Raw genomic sequence first — 19064 nt, 5'->3', positions numbered from 1 at the left:
CGGGTGGGCAGAGCTGACGGGAGGATGCGTGTCAACAGCGGAAGAGGTTCGGCTGCGCTTCAACATTCTTGGCCCGATCGAGGGGTGGTCGAACGGGACGCGGCTCCGGCTGGGGGGAGTCATCCAGGAGCGAGTTCTGGCCACGCTGCTTCTGGAGCCCGGAAAGGTGCTTCCGGTTTCGCGTCTGGTCGAGGCGGCCTGGGACGAAGAACCACCGCCGACGGCACCGCACCAAGTACGCAAGGCGGTCGCGGATCTCCGCAGGCGGATACCCGGCGGCGCCGACGTCCTGCTCACCGATGGGCCCGGCTACCGCGTCGCGGACGAGCAATGCGAAATCGACCTGGCCGAATTTGGCCTACTGATACGGAAAGCGAAGCAGACGGCCTCCGAGGGCCGCGCGGCCGAAGCCGCGGAGATATTGCGCGGCGCTCTCGCCCTGTGGCGGGGGCCCGTTCTGTCCGGCGGCGGCGGCCCGGTCATCGAGGCCGCGTCGACCTCCATCGAGGAGCGCCGGCTGACCGCCGCGGAACAGCTCTTCGAACTCCACCTGGGTCTCGGTGAGGCGGCCGAACTCGTCGTCGAACTCCGCGAGCTGGTCCAGCAGCACCCCTTGCGCGAGTCCCTGCGCGGGCAGTTGATGATCGCCCTGTACCGGTCCGGGCGGCAGGCGGAGGCCCTCGACGAGTACGGCAGGGTGCGCGAACTCCTCGTCGAGGAACTGGGCATCGACCCCGGCCCCAATCTGACCAAGCTGTACGAGGGAATCCTGCGGGAGAGCCCCGAGCTGGCGGGCCCCGGCCCGGCGGCCGCCCCGGTCGCACCGGTGGCCCTGCCCGCGGAACCGCCCAGCACCCTCCCGTACGACCTCTCCGACTTCACCGGGCGGGACCGGGAACTGGCTGAGATCCAGCGTGCCGCGGAGGACGGTGGCGGGCAGGGCCCGCAGATCGTGGCCATCGACGGCATGGGCGGCTGCGGCAAGACCTCGCTCGCGGTGCGGGCGGCGCACCGGCTCGCACCGCAGTACCCGGACGGCCAGCTCCACATAGACCTGCGCGGGTACACGCCCGGCGACCAGCCGGTGACCGCGGGCATGGCCCTCGACACCCTGCTGCGGGCGCTCGGCGTGCCGGGCAACCTCATACCCGACGACGTACCCGCCCGCACCGCTCTGTGGCGGGCCACCCTGATCGGCAAGCGGCTGCTGATCCTCTTCGACAACGCGGCGGACGCCGCTACCGTGCGGCCGCTGCTGCCCGCCTCCTCCGGCAGCCTGATCATGGTCACCAGCCGGGCCCGGCTGGTCGATCTGGACGGCGCGCGGTGGATCTCCATCGGCGTGATGCCGCCCCAGGACAGCGCGATGCTGGTGGCCGAGACCCTCGGTGCCCAGCGGGTCGCCGCGGAGCCGGAGGCCGCCGCCGAACTCGCCCGGCTCTGCGGCCACTTGCCCCTCGCCCTGCGGATCGCCACCGCCCGGCTGCGCAACCGCCCGCGCTGGACCCTTCAGTACCTGGCCGAGCGGCTGCGCGACGAGACCCGAAGACTCGACGAGCTCAGCTCCGGCGCCCGCAGCGTCTCCGCCACCCTGCGCCTGTCCTACCAGGCCCTGGACGAGGAGTGCCGGAACGCGTTCTCGACGCTGGCCCTGCACCCGGGCAGCGACATGGACATCCACGCAGCCGGTGCGCTGCTCGGTACGGGCGCACGGGACGCCGAGGATCTGCTGGAGATGCTGCTCGACGTCCATCTCGTACAGCAGCCGGAGATCGGCCTCTACACCTTCCACGATCTGGTCCGCAGCTTCGCGCAGAGCCTGCTCGTCGAGTCCGCCGAGCCCGCGGAGAGCTCGGACGCGGTGGAGCGACTGCTGTGCTACTATCTCACCGCCACGGAGGAGGCGTGCGACCTCCTCTACTCGGGGCGGCGCCGCCGCAGCACCGGTATCCCGCCCTCCACGGCCGAAATGCCCGACCTCAGCACGGCCCAGCGGGCGCGCACATGGTTCCTGCGCGAGCAGACCGCGCTCCTCGCGGCCGTGACGCTGGCGGAGCGCAAGGGCCACGACCGCTATGTGGTGTGCCTGTCCCGCAATCTCGTCTTCCAGCTCAACGACCTCGGCCTCCTGGAGGAGTTCGGTGAACTGAGCCGGGTCGCGGTCGCCGCCGCCGGACGGCTCCAGGATCTGGCGCTGCTGGGGGTGAGCCTCTCCAACCTCGGTGTCGCCTGCTGGAAACTGGGCCGTCTCACCGAGGGGCTCGAAGCCGCCAGGAAGAGCAGGGACGTGGCGATCCAGCTCGGCGATCTGCACACCCAGGCCCACAGCGAGAGCATCCTCGGCCAGTTCAACAGCCTGCTCGGTGACTTCTCCGAGGCCCTCGGCCACATGGAGACGGCGATCGGGCACGAACGGGACCTGGACATGCCGCGCGCCGAGGCCGAGAGCCTGACCATCCTGAGCACGCTGTACGAACAGTGGGGGCGGTACGAGGAGGCGCGGGACGCGGCCCAGCGGTCGGCCGAACTGAGCCGGCAGCTGGGGCAGCACGAGGGTCTGCCCGGCGCCATCACCGATCTCGCCTTCGCCCACGTCGGCCTGGGTGCCTACGAGGAGGCGGACCGCTGCCTGGCGGAGGCCCGCGCGCTCTACGGGGACGCCGGCAACGAGGTGAACCTCGCACTCACCCTGGCGCTGTCCGCCGATGTGGACGATCTGCTGGGCCGGCCTCCCCGGGAACCGGACCAGGCGGAGCGGGCGTTGGGCATGATGCGGACGAACTCCTCCCCCCTGCGCCGGGCGAAGGTCGAGAACATGGTGGGGCGGCTGCGCCGGCGCCAGGGCGACACGGCGGCGGCGCTCGCACTGCACACCCACGCCCATGGCCTCTCCTCGTCCCTCAGCTACCGCATCGAGGAGGCGTACGCTCTCTCGGGCATGGCCGACGCCCTCGGTGACACGCCGGACGCGGTCCAGTACCGGGCCGAGGCCGAGAAGCTCTTCGCCGCCCTGGGTGTGCCGGCGGAACACCGCCGCGGCTGACGGCCGACGCACGACGGGTGTCGCACGACGCGTGACGATCGACGCGGACGATCAACTCCCGGACAGCACCGCGCCCCGCACCGTGACTCCGGTGCGGGGCGCGCTTGTCGAGATGCGGGATTCAGATCGCGGGGGACGTCGGGCCCTTGTCGTCGTTGGTCGTGTCGGTGACGGACGTGGGGCCCTTGTCGTCGTTCGGGGTGGCGACGATGACGGTGGGGCCCTTGTCGTCGGCGAGTGTGTGGGTGCCGATCACCGTGGGGCCCTTGTCGTCGGCCACGACCTGCTGAGTACTCCGGGGGCTGTGCGTCTGTCCCGCTTCGGCGGTCACGCCGATACCGAAGGCCAGCGTCGCCGCGATGATCCCGAAGAGCCCAGCAAGCTTGTGTCCCATGGTCCCGCCCCTAAGTGGTGTTTGTGGGTTTTTGCGGTGTTCCGCTTCCCGACACCACTGATGTTGCTGACCGGCGTTCCCGGTCCGTTCCTGCCCCGATACCGCCCCCGGAACTGCCGCAGGAACGGGGCAGGAATCGCCTGCGGACGGCGGGGCTAGGGTCTGTCTTCAAATTGCCGTCGTTGCCCGAAGGGCGGCCGGGCGGCGTCAGGTGCTTCCCCAAGCTCTCGGCTTCGTTCGAGCAGGGGAGACCCCATTTCTCGGCGTGCCGGCCCCAGGCCCCTGTACTGGACGTACCGGGGTCTGGGGCCGGTGCGGCGAGAGTGCGTGCATGGCGTCGCCCGGCAGACGGCAGTTCGAAGACAGGCTCTAGGCCCGGTCCGGCTCCAGTTGGCAGGCGGCGACGCGGGGGCCGACCGGCGTGAGCACCACGCGGGTGCGGGCGGTTCCCGACTCGTGGCCGGCCAGGTCGAGCAGCGATCTCACGAGGGAGCGGAGCACCGCGCGCTCCGTCTCGTCCAGGACGGCCGCTCCGCCGTCACCCCCGGGCGGCCACGTCTCGATCCCCGCCACCGTGTGCATGCCGTCCTCGGTTCTGGTCTCGACGCTGAGCTGGGGGCCCTCCAGGGACTCCGGCATGGTGTACGGGTGGGAATGGACGCCGGACGCGACGTGCTCGGCCCACCGTTCCACGGTGGACAGGTCCTGGAAGGCCTGGCGCAGCTCCGTCCCGTCGGGGGAGCGATCCCTGGGGTCCTTCACTTGAGTACTCCTTACTGCAGACAGCTTCCCGGCCACCCTCGCCGTCCGGACTCCCGGTTCCCTCCCGTTCCGTTCCCGCTTCCTTCCCGTTCCCTCGTTCGCCAAGGGAACGCAGCGGTAATCGGTGGCCGCATGATGACCCCGTTCCGATCAGACAGGGATCCGTGGTGATCCGCAGGGGATGCGATATCCGGGAGACAGAGGCGTGGTAACCAAATTATTCGACGGCGGCGGCACATGGCGCCGGACGCCGGTGCACGACGGGCCCGACTCCTGATGGGCGCCCGGATATCAACGGACATTCCCGGTCGATTCTCGGGAATGGGGCCCTTTCTCCTCGTCTGGTCCGGTCAGGCGGTTTCCCTGGCGGGCAGCGCGGCGGTGCGGTTCGCCTTCATCGTCGAGGTGTGGTCGTCCGGTGAGCGGGCGACCGCCGTCACCATTCTTTCGCTGTGCGCCATGCTGCCGCAGGCCATTTTCAGTCCCATTGCGGGCGCAATCGTCGACCGGATATCCAAGCGCGCCGCGCTGCAGATAGCCGACGCCGGCGGGCTTCTCGTCGTGGGCTCACTGGCCCTGCTCCACTACATCGGCGCGTTCCAGGCCTGGCAGGTCTATCCGGCCTCGGTGCTCCTCGGGGTCTGTGCCGCCTTCCAGTTCCCGGCGCTGTCCTCCGCCGTTCCGCTGCTGGTCCGCAAGGACCAACTGGACCGCACCAACGGCCTGCTGGCCGGGGCGAAGAGCGCTGCCGGGATCGGCGGCCCGGCGCTGGGCGGTCTGATGCTCGCGCTCTTCGGGATCGGCCCGACGCTCCTGCTCGACGCGGCGAGCTACACGTTCGCCCTCATCGGCGTCCGGATCGTGCGCTTCGTCGGTGACCGGGTGACGACCACGCCCGGCGCGCCTCGGCGGCGGATCACCGCCGACTCCGTCGAGGGGCTGCGCTATCTGTTCCGGGTGCCCAGCCTGCGCGACCTGATCATCAACTTCTGTGTCGTCAACCTGGTCATGGTCTTCGGGTTCGCGCTCATCTCGCCGATGGTGCTGCTCCGGGCCGGGAACGGCGCGCTCGCCGCGGTGAACACCTCGGTGGGCGTCGGCGGAGTGGCCGGCGCCCTCCTCATGGCGGCCTGGGGCGGCCCGGCGAACCGGGGCCGGGGCATGATGCTCGGCGTCGTCGGCATGTGCCTCTCCGGCCTGGTGGCGATGGGACTGGTGGGCGGTGTGACCGGCTGGTGTCTGACCATCCTGGTCGGCGCCCTGCTCATGAACGTGGTCAACGCCTCGATGCAGACGATCGTGCAGACCAAGGTCCCCCACGAGTGGCAGGGCCGGGTCTTCGGCGCGGTGATGTTCCTGTCGCAGATCTCCGTCCCGCTGGCCATGGCGGTCTCCGGACCGCTGGCCGACCACGTCTTCGAACCGCAGGCCGCCCAGGGATCCGGTCTCTTCACCGTGCTCGGCCCGCTCGTCGGTGACTCTCCGGGCAGCGGCATGGCGGCCATGTTGTTCCTGGCCGGCATCGGCGGGACCGGGGTCGCCCTGTGGGGACTCGCCAGCCGTTCGATCAGGGACATCGACACCCTGCTGCCCGATCTCGACGCTCCGCTGGACCCGGTCGAGCAGAGCGACCACCAGGGAGGTGAACGCGATGAGGTGCGCGCATGAACTGTTCGAGGAGCAGTCGGCCCTGACCCCCGGCGCGACCGCGCTGATCCACGGCGACGAGCGGATCGGGTACGCCGAACTCGACGCACGGGCGGACCGGCTGGCCGGTCTGCTGACCACGAGAGGCGTCCGCCCCGGCGATACGGTCGGGGTGTACCTGGACCGTTCCGCCTCGCTCGTCGTGGCGGTGCTCGGCATCCTCAAGGCCGGGGCCGGCTATGTGCTGCTGGACCCGGGCTTCCCCGCCGAACGGCTGCGGGTGATGGCCGAGGACGCCCGTACGGCCCTGGTCGTCTCGGCCAGGGGCACCGCGTTCGACGGGCTCGGCGCCGCGCGGGTGGACATCGAGGACGCCGCCGGGGCGCGGCCGCTGCCGCACGGCACGGTCCAGGTCCGGCCGGACGACATCGCGTGCGTGATGTTCACGTCCGGATCGACCGGGCGGCCCAAGGGCATCGCCGCACCGCACCACGCGCTCACCGCCACGCTCACCGGACAGGACTTCGCCTCCTTCGGCCCCGGCGCCGTCTGGCTCCAGTGCGCGCCGCTGTCCTGGGACGCGTTCGCCCTGGAGCTGTGGGGTCCGCTGATGAACGGCGGGACCTGCGTGCTGCATCCCGCCGGGCGGCCGGAGCCCCTCCTGATGGCGCGGCTCGTCGCGGAGCACGGCATCACCTCGATGTACCTCTCGGCGTCCCTGTTCAACGTCGTCGTCGACGAGTACCCGCACCTGCTGGACGAGGTGCGGGAGCTCGTGGTGGGCGGCGAGGCGCTGTCCGCGCCGCACGCGGCCCGCGCCCTGGAGCGCAGCCCGGAACTGCGGCTGAGCAACGGCTACGGTCCCGTCGAGTGCATGGTCTTCCTGACCGTCCACCCGGTGACCCGCGACGGGCTGGACGACGGACCGGTGCCGATCGGCCGCCCGCTCGCGGGAAAGCGGCTGTACGTCCTCGACGAGGACCTGCGGCAGGTACCGGACGGGGCGGCCGGTGAGCTCTACGCGGCCGGCGCGGGCCTCGCCCGTGAGTACCGGGGCCGGCCCGCGCTGACCGCCGAGCGCTTCGTCGCGGCTCCGTCCGGCGAGCGCCTCTACCGCACCGGTGACCTCGGCCGGCGGCGTGCCGACGGGGTCCTCGAATATCTGGGCCGGGCCGACAGCCAGGTGAAGATCCGGGGCTTCCGGGTGGAGCCGGGCGAGGTGGAGAGCGTGCTGGCCCGGCACCCCGGCGTCGACCGGGCGGCGGTCGTCGCCCATGAGCACCCGGCCGGTGACCGGCAGCTGACCGCGTATGTCGTCCCGAGCGGCGGCGGCCGGCAGGCCTTCCGGGAAGCGGAGTTGCGCACCTACGCCCGCGAGACGCTGGCCGAGTACCTGGTGCCTGCGGCGTTCGTGGTGCTGGACGCGCTGCCGCTGACGCCCAGCGGAAAGCTGGACCGGGCCGCGCTGCCGGAGCCCGCAGCCGTGGCCGCCGTGACCGGCCGGCCGGCGGCGGACAGAAACGTGGCCGCGCTGTGCGAGCTCTTCGCCCAGGTGCTGCACTCGGAGGCGGTCGGCCCGGACGACGACTTCTTCGCCCTCGGCGGCCACTCCCTGCTGGCCGCCCGGCTGCTGGGCCGGATCCGCACCGTGCTCGGCGCCGAGATCGACATCCGGGGGCTGTTCGAGGCACCCACCCCGGCGCTCCTCGCGCCCTTCGTCGACACCGCTCCCCCGGTGCCGCCCGAGGCCCCGGCCGGCCCCGCCCCCGGTGGGCTCCCGGTCTCGCACGCCCAGCACCGGCTGTGGTTCCTGGACCGGACCGGAGCGGGGGCCGCGTACAACCTGCCGATGCTGGTACGGCTGAGGGGCCCGGTCGACGCGACGGCGCTGGGCGACGCCCTGGCGCAGGTCGCGGAGCGGCACGAAGTGCTCCGTACCGTCTTCGAGGAGGCCGACGGCTCCCCCGTACGGCGGGTCCTGAGCGGCGCGGCCGCGCGGCCGCCCTTGCGTCAGCTGAGCGTCTCCGCAGGCTCGCTGGACCGGGAGATCGAGCGGGAGGCCCGCCGCCGCTTCGACCTCGGGGCCGAAATCCCGTTCCGGGCCACCCTGTTCACCACCCGGGAGCGCGGGGACGAGCACGCGCTCCTGGTGCTGGTCCATCACATCGCCGGGGACGGCTGGTCCCTGCGCCCGCTCTTCCGCGATCTGTCCCGCGCCTACGCGGCCCGGGTCTCCGGTGCCGGCAGCGGACTTGAGCCGCTCGCCGTCCCGTACCCGGTCCACGCCCGTGACCAGCTCGGCCGGCTCGGCTCACCGGCCGATCCGCACGCGCTCGCCGCCCGCCAGCTCAGGTACTGGCGCAAGGAGCTGGACGGTCTGCCGGCCGGCGGGCCGCTGCTGCCGCGCCGCGCCGGCCGGCCCGCCGTACCGGGGCCTGACGCGCGGGTCATGGTGGCCCGCCTGGACGCGGCGGCCCACGCCCGGATCGTCGAGTCGGCCCGCTCCCGGGGCGCCACCCTCTTCATGGCCCTGCACACCGCGCTGGCCGCTGTCCTCGTACGGGCCGGTGCGGACGAGGACCTGGCGGTCGGCGCACCGGTGGCCGGCCGGGCCGGGGACGGCGGCGTCGAGGACGTCGTCGGATTCTTCGTCAACATGCTGGTGCTGCGCACCGATCTGTCCGGCGACCCCACGGCGGGCGAGCTGCTCGCCCGGGTACGGGAGACGGACCTCGCCGCGTTCAGCCACCAGGACGTGCCGTTCGAGGACGTCGTCGGGGCCCTCAACCCGCCGCGCTCCCCCGGCCGTCAGCCGTTCACCGACGTGGTCCTCGCGCTCCAGAACAACGCGCGGGCCGAGGTGGCGCTGCCGGGCGCAGAGCACGGCGTCGAGGTCGTGCGCACCGGCGCCGCCCGGTTCGAACTCCTCGTGGACGTCACGGACTCCACCGCACCGGACGGGTCCCCGGACGGGCTGACCCTGGCCTTCGAGTACCGGGACCAGGCGCTGGAGGCGGACTTCGTCCAGTGGCTCGCCCGCGCCCTCCCCGAGACCCTGGAGGCAGCCGCGGCGGAGCCCGGTACCCCGCTGTCGCGGCTGGTCGCGACCCCGCCACCGAGGCGGGCCGGGCAGGGCGACCGGATCACGGCCGCGACCGGCCGGCCGAGCCCCGCCGATCGTCCGATGACCGCCCTGGAGCAGCAGACCGCCGCCGTGTGGTGCGAGGTCCTCGGTGTGCCGAGCGCGGGCCCGTACGACGACTTCTTCGCGCTCGGCGGCAACTCGCTGCGCGCGGTACGCGTCGTGGCCCGGCTGGCCGGTGACCGGCCGGTGACGGTGGCCCAGCTGTTCGCCGCCCCGACCGTCGCCGCCTTCGCGGCCGAGCTGGAACGGGCCGCGGCCCTGCCCGGACCGGCCGCCTCCGCCCCCATCCCGCGCCGCCCCCGGGTGCCGCGCCGTCCGGAAACCCCGACCCAGCCCAGCAGGAAGCAGGAGGAGCGGCAGTGGACCTCAGTGTGATGTTCTTCGGTGCGGACAGCACCACCGCCGGCGAGGCCCGGCACACCGAGACGTACGAGGACATCCTCGCCGTGGCCCGGACGGCCGACCGGCTCGGGTTCCACGCCGTCTGGACCCCCGAGCGCCACTTCCAGCAGGTGGGGCAGGTCTTCCCCAGCCCGCCGGTGCTCAGTGCGGCGCTCGCCGTCGCCACGGAGCGGATCGGGATCCGCGCGGGCAGCGTCGTCCTTCCGCTCCACCACCCGCTGCGGGTCGCGGAGGACTGGGCCGTCGTGGACAACCTCTCGCACGGCCGGGTAGGGCTCTCCGTGGCCACCGGCTGGCACTCCAAGGACTTCACACTGGCTCCGGAGCAGTACGCGGACCGGCGGCGGACCGCCCTGGAGACCATCCCCCGGCTGCGGGCACTGTGGGCCGGCGAATCCGCCGAGTACCCCGACGGCACCGGCACCCCGGTCTCCGTGACGCCCCAGCCCCGGCCCGTCCAGGACACCCTGCCGCTGTGGGTCACCACGTCCGGCAACCCGGAGACCTGGTCGGCGGCCGGCGCACTGCGCGCCGGGGTGCTCGGCGCGACCGTCGGGCAGAGCCGGGAGGAGCTGGCCGAGAAGATCGCCCTCTACCGCACCGCCTGCGCGGCCGCCCCGGAGCAGCGCGGCACCGACGCGCACGGCCGGGTCACGCTGATGGCCCACACCTTCGTCGGCGCCGACGACGCGGAGGTGCGCCGGATGGCGGGCGCGCCCCTGAAGACGTATCTCGCCTCGTACGTCCGCCAGACGGCGGCCAACCGGGCGGCGGACCCCACAACCGCGCGGCTCACCGAGGAACAGACCGCGATGCTCGCGGACTTCGCCTTCGAACGCTATCTGAGCTGGGGCAGTCTGCTCGGCTCCCCGGGGCACTGCGCCAAGATGCTCGCCGCTCTGGCCGAGCTGGGCGTCGACGAGGTCGCCTGCTTCATCGACTTCGGTATCGGACGGGACGACGTACTGGCCGGGCTGCACCGGCTGGCCGAACTGAAAGAGAACCTGTGATGAGCGCCCCCACCGTCGCGCGCGCCGTTCCGGGCGCCGCGTCCCCTTCCCTTTCCATGGCCGACCGGTTCGGCGCGCTCGGCCGGGAGCAGCGGGTCCGGCTGATGCGCCGCCTCCTGGAGGCGGGCCGGGCCCGTGAGATACCCGCCGTCATTCCGCCGCGCGATCCGGCCCGCCGGGTGCCGCTCAGTCCGGCGCAGCACGACCTGTGGGTGTACGACTCCCTGTATCCGGGCACCCCCGCGCTGAACCTGTGCGCCGCGTACCACTTCGAGCGGCCGGTGGACCCGGCGCATCTGGCGGCGGCGCTGACGCTGATCCAGCGTCACCACGACATCCTGCGGACCCGGATCGTCACGGACCCGGCGGGCGAACTGCACGTCGAGTTCCCCGAAGACGGGGAGTTCGACCTGGAGCGGGAGGATCTGCGGGGCACCGGCGGGACGATCGACGCGGCCTTCGAGGCGTTCCGCAACCGCCCGTTCGACCTCAGCCGGGACAAGCTGATCCGGGCCAGGTTCGTCCGGGTCGACGAGCGGCGCTCCACGCTGATGCTGAGCCTGCACCACACCATCAGTGACTGGTGGTCGTTCGATGTGCTGCAGAACGAGTTCGCCCAGGCGTACGGCGCCCTGCGCGACGGTGTCGAGCCGCCCCTGACCCGGCCCCGTATCCAGTACGCCGACTTCTCGTCCTGGCAGAGCGAGCTGACGGAGGCCGGGGTCTTCGGGAGCCGGCTCGACTTCTGGCGCCGCTATCTCGCGGATCCGCCCGGTCCGCTGACCGTGCCCGGTGCCGGTACCGGCACCACCACGGAGGGCGACGGCATCGCGAACGTCCCCTTCCGTATCGACGCGGCGACCACCGCCGCCGTCCGGGCCCTGGCGCGGGAGCGCGGCTCCTCCGTCTACGTCGTCCTGATGGCCGCCTTCGCGGTCCTGGCGCACCGGGTCAGCGGCGCCGAGGACCTGGTGATCGGGACCCCGATCGCCAACCGGGCGGCCAAGGGACTCGACCAGGTCATCGGGTACGTCATGAACGCCGTGCCGACCCGCTGGCAGGTGCGCCCCGACCGGTCGTTCACCGATGTGCTCGCCGGGTTCGCCGCCGACTTCCCGGATCTGATGGCCAACGCGGACGTGCCCGTCGGCCGGATCGTGTCGGCCGCCGCGCCCGAGCGCAGCGCGGGCCGGGCCCCGCTGTACCAGTGGGTCTTCATGCACCTGACGCAGCAGCCGAGCGTCACGGTGTTGAAGGAGTTCGCGGAGCCCGAGCGCATCCACACGGGCGGCGAGCACGACCTCGTCGGTGTGGTGAAGGACAGCGGCGACGGCATGGAGGGCAGCTTCGGTCTGCGTACCGATGTCTTCAGCCCGGCGACGGTCGCCCGCTGGACCGAGTGCTACGTCGAGTTGCTGCGGCGGATCACCGCAGAGCCCTCGGCGCTGATCGGGGACATCGACCTGGTGCCGGAGGCCATGCGCGGTGAACTGCTCGCCGCCTCCGCCGGATCCGCCGCTCCCGGCCCGGAGTCGCTGCCCGCTCTGGTGAGCCGGCGGGCGGCCAGGACGCCGGACGCGCCGGCCGTCGAGTACCCGTTCCCCGGGCGCGGTCTGAGCTATGGAGAACTGGACGACCGGGTCGCCCGGCTGGCCGGCCGGCTGGTCCGGCTCGGGGCCGGCCCCGGGCGGGCCGTGGCGCTCGCCCTGCCGCGCGGCAGCGACTGGCCGGTGGCGGCGCTGGCCGTCCAGCGCGCCGGGGCCGCGTATCTGCCCGTCGACCCCGCCCACCCGGCGGAGCGCGTCCGCCGGGTCCTCGACGAGGCGGGGCCGGTGCTCCTGATCACCGAGCCGGGTGCCGTGCCCCCGGTGCCGGACGTCCCGGTGCTGGTCCTCGACGAGGACGCCTGGGCCGGTCCGCCGCTGCCGCCGGGCGGTCCGGAACCGCACGACGTGGCCCATGTCATCCACACCTCCGGTTCCACCGGCACCCCGAAGGGCGTGCTGGTGACCCATGCCGGTGTGGCCGCGCTCACCAGGAGCCTGGTGGACGGCGTCGCGCTCGGCGCGGGGAGCCGGGTGCTCCAGCTGGGACCGCCCACCTTCGACATCTCCGTCGGAGAACTGTGCCTGGCCTTCGGCTCCGGCGGCACCCTGGTGCTGCCGCCGCCGGGGCCGCTGGTGGGCGAGGATCTCGGGGCGGTGCTGGCGGAGCGGCGGATCTCCTGCGCGTTCGTCCCGCCGTCCGTGCTCGCGACGGTGCCGGCCGGTCCGCACCCGTGGCTGCGCGCGCTCGTCGTCGGCGCGGAGGCGTGCCCGCCGGACCTGGTGGCGCGCTGGGCCGTCGGGGGGCGGCGCTTCCACAACGCCTACGGGCCCACCGAGTCCACCGTCGTCGCCACGGTCTCCGGGCCGCTGGACGCCGACACGGCGGTGCCGCCCATCGGTTCTCCGGTGGCGGGCACCACCGCCTACGTCCTGGACGAGCGGCTGCGGCCGGTCCCGGCCGGGGCGGGCGGCGAGCTCTACCTCGCGGGCGCCGCCCTGGCCCGCGGCTATCTCGGGCGTGCCGCGCTCACCGCAGAGCGGTTCGTCGCCGATCCCTACGGCCCGCCCGGCGGCCGCATGTACCGCACCGGCGACCTGGTCCACCGCGACGACAGCGGGATCACGTACTACGGGGGTCGCGGCGACGAGCAGGTGAAGCTGCGCGGGCTGCGGATCGAACCGGGCGAGATCGCCGCCGCCCTGGTGGAACACCCGACCGTGGAGCGGGCGGTGGCCGTCGTACGGCACGACCGGGGCACCGCGCAGCTCGTCGCGTACGTGGTGCCCGCGCGGGGTGCGGAGACCAACGAGGACGCGCTGCTCCTGCACGCGGCCGAACGGCTGCCCGCGGCCATGGTCCCGGCCGCCGTGGTGGTGCTGGACGCGCTGCCGCTGTCGTCCCACGGCAAGCTCGACCGGTCCGCGCTGCCGGCCCCGGCCGAGCGGACCGGGGACACGGTCCGGCTGCCCGGATCGGCGCGCGAGGAGATCCTCTGCGGGCTCTTCGCGGAGCTGCTGGACGTCGGACAGGCCGGTGCCGACGACGACTTCTTCCGGCTCGGCGGCGACAGCATCATGGCGATCCAGCTCGCCGCACGGGCGCGTGCGGCCGGTCTGGTGCTCTCACCGCACGACGTGTTCACCGTGCGCACCCCGGCCCGGCTGGCGGTGCTGGCCCGTACCCCCGACAGCGAGGGCCCGGCCGAGGAGGACACCGGGACCGGGCGGCTGCCGCTCACCCCGGTGATGCACTGGTGGCGCGAACAGGCCGGGGACACCTCGGCGTTCACCCAGTCCATGCTGTTCCCGCTGGCACCCGGCACCGGACTGGCCGCGATCGAGGCGGCCGTCACCGCGCTCACCGAGCGGCACTCCGCGCTGCGGATGCGCCTGGTGCGCGACGACGACACGGGCTGGGAGTTCGACGTGCCCGTCGCCGGGACACCCGCCGGGGCGCGGGCCGTCCGGCTGGCCGTGCCGGCGGACACCGATCTGCACGCGCACGCTACGAAGCTGGCGCGCACCGCCACACTGCGGCCGGAGGACGGCGAGATGGTGCGGGCGCTGTGGCTGGACCCCGGGCCCGGCCGGGCCGGCGCCCTGGTCCTGACCGTGCACCATCTGGCGGTCGACGGGTTCTCCTGGCGGGTGCTCGGCCAGGAACTCGCCTCTGCCCTCGATCCGCGCCCCGGTCACGAATCCGCCCCCGCCACCGCCTCGTTCACCCGCTGGTCCCGGCTGCTCTCCCAGGAGGCCGGCCTGCGCACCGATGAACTCCCCTGGTGGGAAAGGCAGCTGGCGGACCCCGCGGCACGCCTCACCGAGGGCGGGAAGCCGGGCGGGCACCGGGAGACGTTCACCTTCGAACTGGGCGCGGAGCTGACCCGGAGTGTGCTCATCACGCTGCCGGCCACCTTCAACTGCCGCCCCGACGCGGTGATGCTGACCGCGCTCACGGCAGCGGCCGTCCGGCGCCGGGGCACCGGCTCCGCTCTCCTCGTCCACCTGGAGGGGCACGGGCGCGAGGTGATCTCCACCGAGGTCGACGTCTCCGCCACGGTCGGCTGGTTCACCACGCAGTACCCGGTCCGGCTGGACCTCGGCGCCGCCACCGTGGAGCCCGGCGGCCGGCCCGGCGAGGCGCTCAAGTGCGTCAAGGAGCAGTTGCGGGCGGTGCCGTCCGGCGGGCTCGGCTGGGGGCTGCTCCGCTACCTCCACCCGGAGACCGGCCCGGCGCTCGCCGCGCTGCCCGCACCCGATGTCCGCTTCAACTATCTGGGCCGGTTCACCGCGACCGACGCGGCGGGCGGGCGGCTGCTCGATCTCGGGCCGGACGCCGTGCCGCTCGCGCACACCCTGGAGGTGGACGTGCTGGCCCGCGAGGAGAACGGCGAACCCCTGCTGGAGGCGAGCTTCTCCTACCCGTCCGGGGTGTTCACGCAGGAAGAGGTGCGCGCCCTGGCCGGGGCCTGGTCCGAGGCGCTCGGCGTCCTCGCCGACCACGGCGGATCCGATGGCGCGGCCGTCCACACCCCCTCCGACTTCCCGCTCGTCGACCTCACCGGGGACCAGCTCGAACTGCTCGCCCAGGACATGGACTTCGGTGACCTCGACGGCTTCGGCCCCACGGGGGACAACGACGAAGAAGGGGAACGACGATGAACGCGCGCATCGCGGACGTACTGCCGCTCTCCCCGCTCCAGGAGGGCCTTCTCTTCCACGCCGCCCGGGAGACATCCGGCCCGGACCCCTATCTGGTGCAGGCCCGGTTCCGGATCGGTGCCGCGACAGCCTCGCCCACGGTACGGAACGCGGTCACCGCGCTCCTGGACCGGCACCCCAACCTGCGCTCCTGCTTCCGGCACGAACGCCTGGACCGGCCGGTCCAGGTGGTGCCGGAGGCGGTCGCGGTGCCGTGGACAGAGGTGGACCTGACGGGCCTCGCCCCGGACGAGGTGGGCGTGCGGGCCGACGAGGTGCTGCGCGAGGACGCGGCGCTCCGCTTCGACCTGGCGCGGCCGCCGCTGGTGCGGGCCACGTTCCTGCGGGACGACTCCGGCGGCGACCTCGTCGTGTCCTTCCACCACATCCTCCTGGACGGCTGGTCGATGCCGGTCGTCGAACGGGACCTCGCGGCCCTGGTGGCGGGCCGTCCGCTGCCGCCCGCCGTGCCCTACCGGGACTACCTGGTGTGGCTGGGAGCCCAGGACCGCGGCAGGGCGGAGGCCGCGTGGTGCGAGGCGCTGGAGGGCCTGGAACGGCCCGCGCTGCTGGCCCCCACCGGTCCGGACACGGCACCCGACCGTGACCGGATGTGGCTGACCACCGGCCTCACCGGAATGCTGGTCCGGCGGGCCGCCGCGGCGGGCGTCACCCTGAACACCCTGGTGCAGGTCTCCTGGGCCCTGGTGCTGGCCAGGCTGACGGGCTCCCGCGACCTGGTCTTCGGCGCGGTCGTCTCCGGGCGCCCGCACGATCTGCCCGGTGTCGAATCCATGGTGGGCCTGTTCATCAACACCCTGCCGGTGCGGGTCCAACTGCGGGACGGCGAGCGGGTGGACGAACTGCTGCGCCGGATCCAGGACGAGCAGTCGCGGCTGCTGGCCCACCACCACGCCCGCGCCGCGGAGGTGCAGCGTGCGGTGGGGGCCGGTGAACTCTTCGACTCGATCCTCGCCTTCGAGAACTTCCCCCGGGCCGAGGGCGGCGAGGACGCCCCGGACTCCGTACGCCTGGCGAAGGTGACGGACGCGACCCACTACCCGGTCACCATCGCGGCGGTCGCGGAGGACCGGCTGCTGCTCTCGGTGAGCTGCCGCCGGGGCATCTCGGCGGCAGCGGTCACCGCCCGGCTGGCGCACGTGCTGGAGCGGCTGGCCCGTTCCCCGCAGACTCCCGTGGACGAGATCGACGCCCTGCCCGTGGCGGAGCGGCACGAGCTGCTGGCCCTGGCCGACGGCCCGTCCCGGGCGCCCGCCGCGCCCGCCACCGTGGTCGGACGGTTCGCCGCCCAGGCGGCCCGCACGCCCGACGCCCCGGCCGTCGACACGGACGGCGAGATCCTCAGCTACGCCCGGCTGGCCGCGGCCTCCGACCGGCTGGCGGGCCGGCTCGTCCGGGCCGGGATCGCGCCGGGCCGGACCGTGGGCCTCCTGCTGGCCCGCTCCTCGGCCGTGGTCGTCGCCCAGCTCGCGGTCCTCAAGGCGGGCGCCTGCTGGCTCCCCCTCGACCCGGCGCACCCGGCGGAGCGGCTGGCCCGGCTCCTGACGGCGGCGGAGCCCGCGCTCGTCCTCACCGACCGGCCGGACTCCGCCGCGAACCGGCTGCCCGGGGGGACGGCGGTGCTGGACCTCACGGAGGAGTCCGGCCCCGAGCCCTTCGACGGGGTGGAGTCCTCCCCCGACGCCGCCGCCTGCGTCATCTACACCTCAGGCTCCACGGGAGAGCCCAAGGGAGTGGTCGTCCCGCAGCGTGCCATCACCGAACTCGCCGCGGACGGCCGGTTCGCGGGCGGCGCCCACCACCGGGTGCTGCTGCACAACCCGTACACCTTCGACGCCTCCACCTACGAGGTGTGGGTCCCGCTCCTGAACGGCGGGACCGTGGTCGTCGCCCCCGAGGAGGCGGTCACCCCCGACCTGCTGAAGCGGGTGGTCCCCGACCGGGGGGTCACCGCGCTGATGCTCACGCCCGAACTGCTGCGCACCGTCGCCGAGATCGCGCCGGACGCGCTGTCCGGACTCCGCGAGGTGTGGTCCGGCGGCGACGTCCTCGCGCCCGGCACCGTGCGCCGTCTGCACGAGCACTGCCCGGGGACCGTCGTCGTCAACGGATACGGGCCCACAGAGACGACGGTGTTCGCCACCGCGCACACCGCCACGGAGGAGTCGGCCGGTCAGCCGGGCGGCATCCCCATCGGGCGCCCCCTGGACAACACCCGCGCGCATGTCCTGGACGAACGGCTGCTCCCCGTTCCGGCGGGCGCCACCGGTGAGCTGTACCTCGGCGGCAGCGGGCTGGCCCACGGCTACCTGGGACGGCCGGTGGCCACCTCGGAGCGGTTCGTCGCCGATCCGTACGGTCCGCCGGGCGGCCGGATGTACCGCACCGGGGACCTGGCCCGCCGGATGCCCGACGGCGCGCTGGAGTTCGCGGGCCGGGCCGACGACCAGGTCAAGGTGCGCGGTTTCCGCGTGGAGCCCGCCGAGGTCGAGGCGGCGCTGACCGGCTGCCCCGGCGTGGCGCGGGCCGTGGCCGGTGCCCGGACCGACGCGGCGGGCGGCAAACTGCTGGCCGCCTGGCTGGTGCCGGACGACGCGGCCGAGCCGTGGCAGGCCCTCCTGGACCGGGCACGGGAGCATGCCGCCCGGCAGCTGCCCGCGCACCTGGTGCCGTCGCTGTGGGCCCGTATCGCCGAGGTGCCGCTCACCCGGCACGGGAAGGCCGACCGGGCCGCGCTCCCGGAGCCGGGGCCCGCCGGGCAGCCGGCGGCGCCACGGAGTCCGGGCACCGCACGCGAGCGCGAGCTGTGCGCCCTGTTCGGCACGGTGCTCGGCCTGCCGACGGTCGGGCCCGACACCGACTTCTTCCTGGCGGGCGGCCATTCGCTGACCGCGCTGCGGCTGAAGTCGAAGATCGAGACGGTGCTCGGGGTCCGCATCCCGCTCTCCGCCCTGTTCGACGCCCCCACCCCGGCCGCTCTCGCCGCCCGGCTCGACGCACCGCCGGCCGGGAAGGGCCCGGCTCCGCGGATCGCGCTGCGCCCCGGCCGGAGCGGTCCCGTGACCGGGAAGCAGGGGTCAGAACCGCAGCACAACAGCCTGGGGCCCGTGCTCACCCTGCGGGCCGGCGGGAACCTCGCCCCGCTGATCTGCGTGCACCCGGGGCTCGGCCTCGGCTGGTCGTACGCGAACCTGCTGCCGCACCTGGATCCGGCCCGCCCCGTGCACACCCTCCAGAGTCCGGCGCTGCTCACCGGGGCCGACGGGCTCCCGGCGTCGATCGGCGCGATGGCGGACCTCTACCTGCCGCGCGTCCGGGAACTCCAGCCCCGGGGGCCGTACCTGCTCCTCGGCCGGTCCTTCGGCGGACCGCTCGCGCACGAGCTGGCGGTGCGGCTGCGCCGGGCCGGCGAGGATGTGCGGATGCTCGCCGTGGTGGACGCCATGCCGATGCCCGAGGAGATCCTCGACACGCCCCTGGAACCCGCCGCCGTCGAGGACGAGATGCTGCGCATCCTGCTCCACTCCCACGCCCCCGGCGCACCGGTACCGGACGGGCCGCTGGACCGGGCCACGGTGTTCTCCACCGCCCACCAGGGAGCCTTCGACGGCCTTTCCGAGGCCGTTCTGCACACCTTGGTCGACATCGGGGCGCACCACAGCGCGCTCGTACGGACCTGGCGGCCGTCCGACTACGGGGGCGGGCTCACGCTCTTCTCCGCGACGCACGACAGCTGGCCGGGCACGGCCGAGAAGACCGCGGCCTGGCAGCGCGTGACCGCCTCGCTCGACGTCCACGAACTGGACTGCGGTCACAGCGACGTACTCAATCCGGGCCCGGCGGCCGAGATCGCCGCGGTCCTCGAATCCGCCCTCCGAGGGGACTGAAACCC

8 protein-coding genes are annotated in these 19064 nt (G+C 73.7%); 6 read left to right on the top strand and 2 right to left on the bottom strand.

Annotation, left to right across the window (positions count from 1 at the left end; genetic code table 11):
• Window positions 1-28: 28 nt before the first annotated feature.
• The gene (locus RLT59_RS33745; protein WP_311306898.1) at window positions 29-3043 is read left to right on the top strand and encodes an AfsR/SARP family transcriptional regulator; all 3015 of its coding nucleotides are present in this window, start codon (window positions 29-31) and stop codon (window positions 3041-3043) included.
• A 121-nt stretch (window positions 3044-3164) separates the two neighbouring features.
• On the opposite strand, the gene RLT59_RS33740 is transcribed toward RLT59_RS33745, so the two are convergent.
• Together RLT59_RS33740 and RLT59_RS33735 are read right to left on the bottom strand one after the other, a co-directional pair.
• Window positions 3165-3437: a hypothetical protein gene (locus RLT59_RS33740; protein ID WP_311306897.1), complete on the bottom strand. Its 273-nt coding sequence runs from the start codon at window positions 3435-3437 to the stop codon at window positions 3165-3167.
• Between the two features lie 369 nt (window positions 3438-3806).
• Window positions 3807-4199: an ATP-grasp domain-containing protein gene (locus tag RLT59_RS33735; protein ID WP_311306896.1), complete on the bottom strand. Its 393-nt coding sequence runs from the start codon at window positions 4197-4199 to the stop codon at window positions 3807-3809.
• 321 nt (window positions 4200-4520) lie between these two features.
• Between RLT59_RS33735 and RLT59_RS33730 the strand changes: the two genes are divergently transcribed.
• Genes RLT59_RS33730 through RLT59_RS33710 form a run of 5 tightly spaced genes read left to right on the top strand, consistent with a single transcriptional unit; the run spans window position 4521 to window position 19059 of the window.
• Window positions 4521-5867, top strand: a complete 1347-nt coding sequence (locus RLT59_RS33730; RefSeq protein WP_311306895.1) for an MFS transporter — start codon at window positions 4521-4523, stop codon at window positions 5865-5867.
• Window positions 5851-9366, top strand: coding sequence for a non-ribosomal peptide synthetase (locus tag RLT59_RS33725; RefSeq protein WP_311306894.1), 3516 nt, complete (start codon window positions 5851-5853; stop codon window positions 9364-9366). The genes RLT59_RS33730 and RLT59_RS33725 overlap by 17 nt, the downstream gene beginning before the upstream one ends.
• Complete coding sequence (locus tag RLT59_RS33720; RefSeq protein WP_311306893.1) at window positions 9351-10403, top strand: MupA/Atu3671 family FMN-dependent luciferase-like monooxygenase; 1053 nt, start codon at window positions 9351-9353, stop codon at window positions 10401-10403. Before RLT59_RS33725 ends, RLT59_RS33720 begins: the two co-directional genes overlap by 16 nt.
• The gene (locus RLT59_RS33715; RefSeq protein WP_311306892.1) at window positions 10403-15112 is read left to right on the top strand and encodes a non-ribosomal peptide synthetase; all 4710 of its coding nucleotides are present in this window, start codon (window positions 10403-10405) and stop codon (window positions 15110-15112) included. Before RLT59_RS33720 ends, RLT59_RS33715 begins: the two co-directional genes overlap by 1 nt.
• Entirely contained in the window at window positions 15109-19059 is a 3951-nt protein-coding gene (locus RLT59_RS33710; RefSeq protein ID WP_311306891.1) for a non-ribosomal peptide synthetase, read from the top strand. The genes RLT59_RS33715 and RLT59_RS33710 overlap by 4 nt, the downstream gene beginning before the upstream one ends.
• Window positions 19060-19064: the final 5 nt, after the last annotated feature.

Origin of the sequence: Streptomyces sp. ITFR-6 (assembly GCF_031844725.1) — a bacterium.
Lineage (GTDB): Bacteria > Actinomycetota > Actinomycetes > Streptomycetales > Streptomycetaceae > Streptomyces.
The sequence above is the reverse complement of the archived record's forward strand: the minus strand, read 5'-3'. Positions and strand labels throughout refer to the sequence as shown.

Coding starts and splice junctions, on each gene's coding strand:
- RLT59_RS33740 (WP_311306897.1), bottom strand. CDS start 3,437: ATGGGACACAAGCTTGCTGGGCTCTTCGGGATCATCGCGGCGACGCTG.
- RLT59_RS33730 (WP_311306895.1), top strand. CDS start 4,521: ATGGGGCCCTTTCTCCTCGTCTGGTCCGGTCAGGCGGTTTCCCTGGCG.
- RLT59_RS33725 (WP_311306894.1), top strand. CDS start 5,851: ATGAGGTGCGCGCATGAACTGTTCGAGGAGCAGTCGGCCCTGACCCCC.
- RLT59_RS33715 (WP_311306892.1), top strand. CDS start 10,403: ATGAGCGCCCCCACCGTCGCGCGCGCCGTTCCGGGCGCCGCGTCCCCT.
- RLT59_RS33710 (WP_311306891.1), top strand. CDS start 15,109: ATGAACGCGCGCATCGCGGACGTACTGCCGCTCTCCCCGCTCCAGGAG.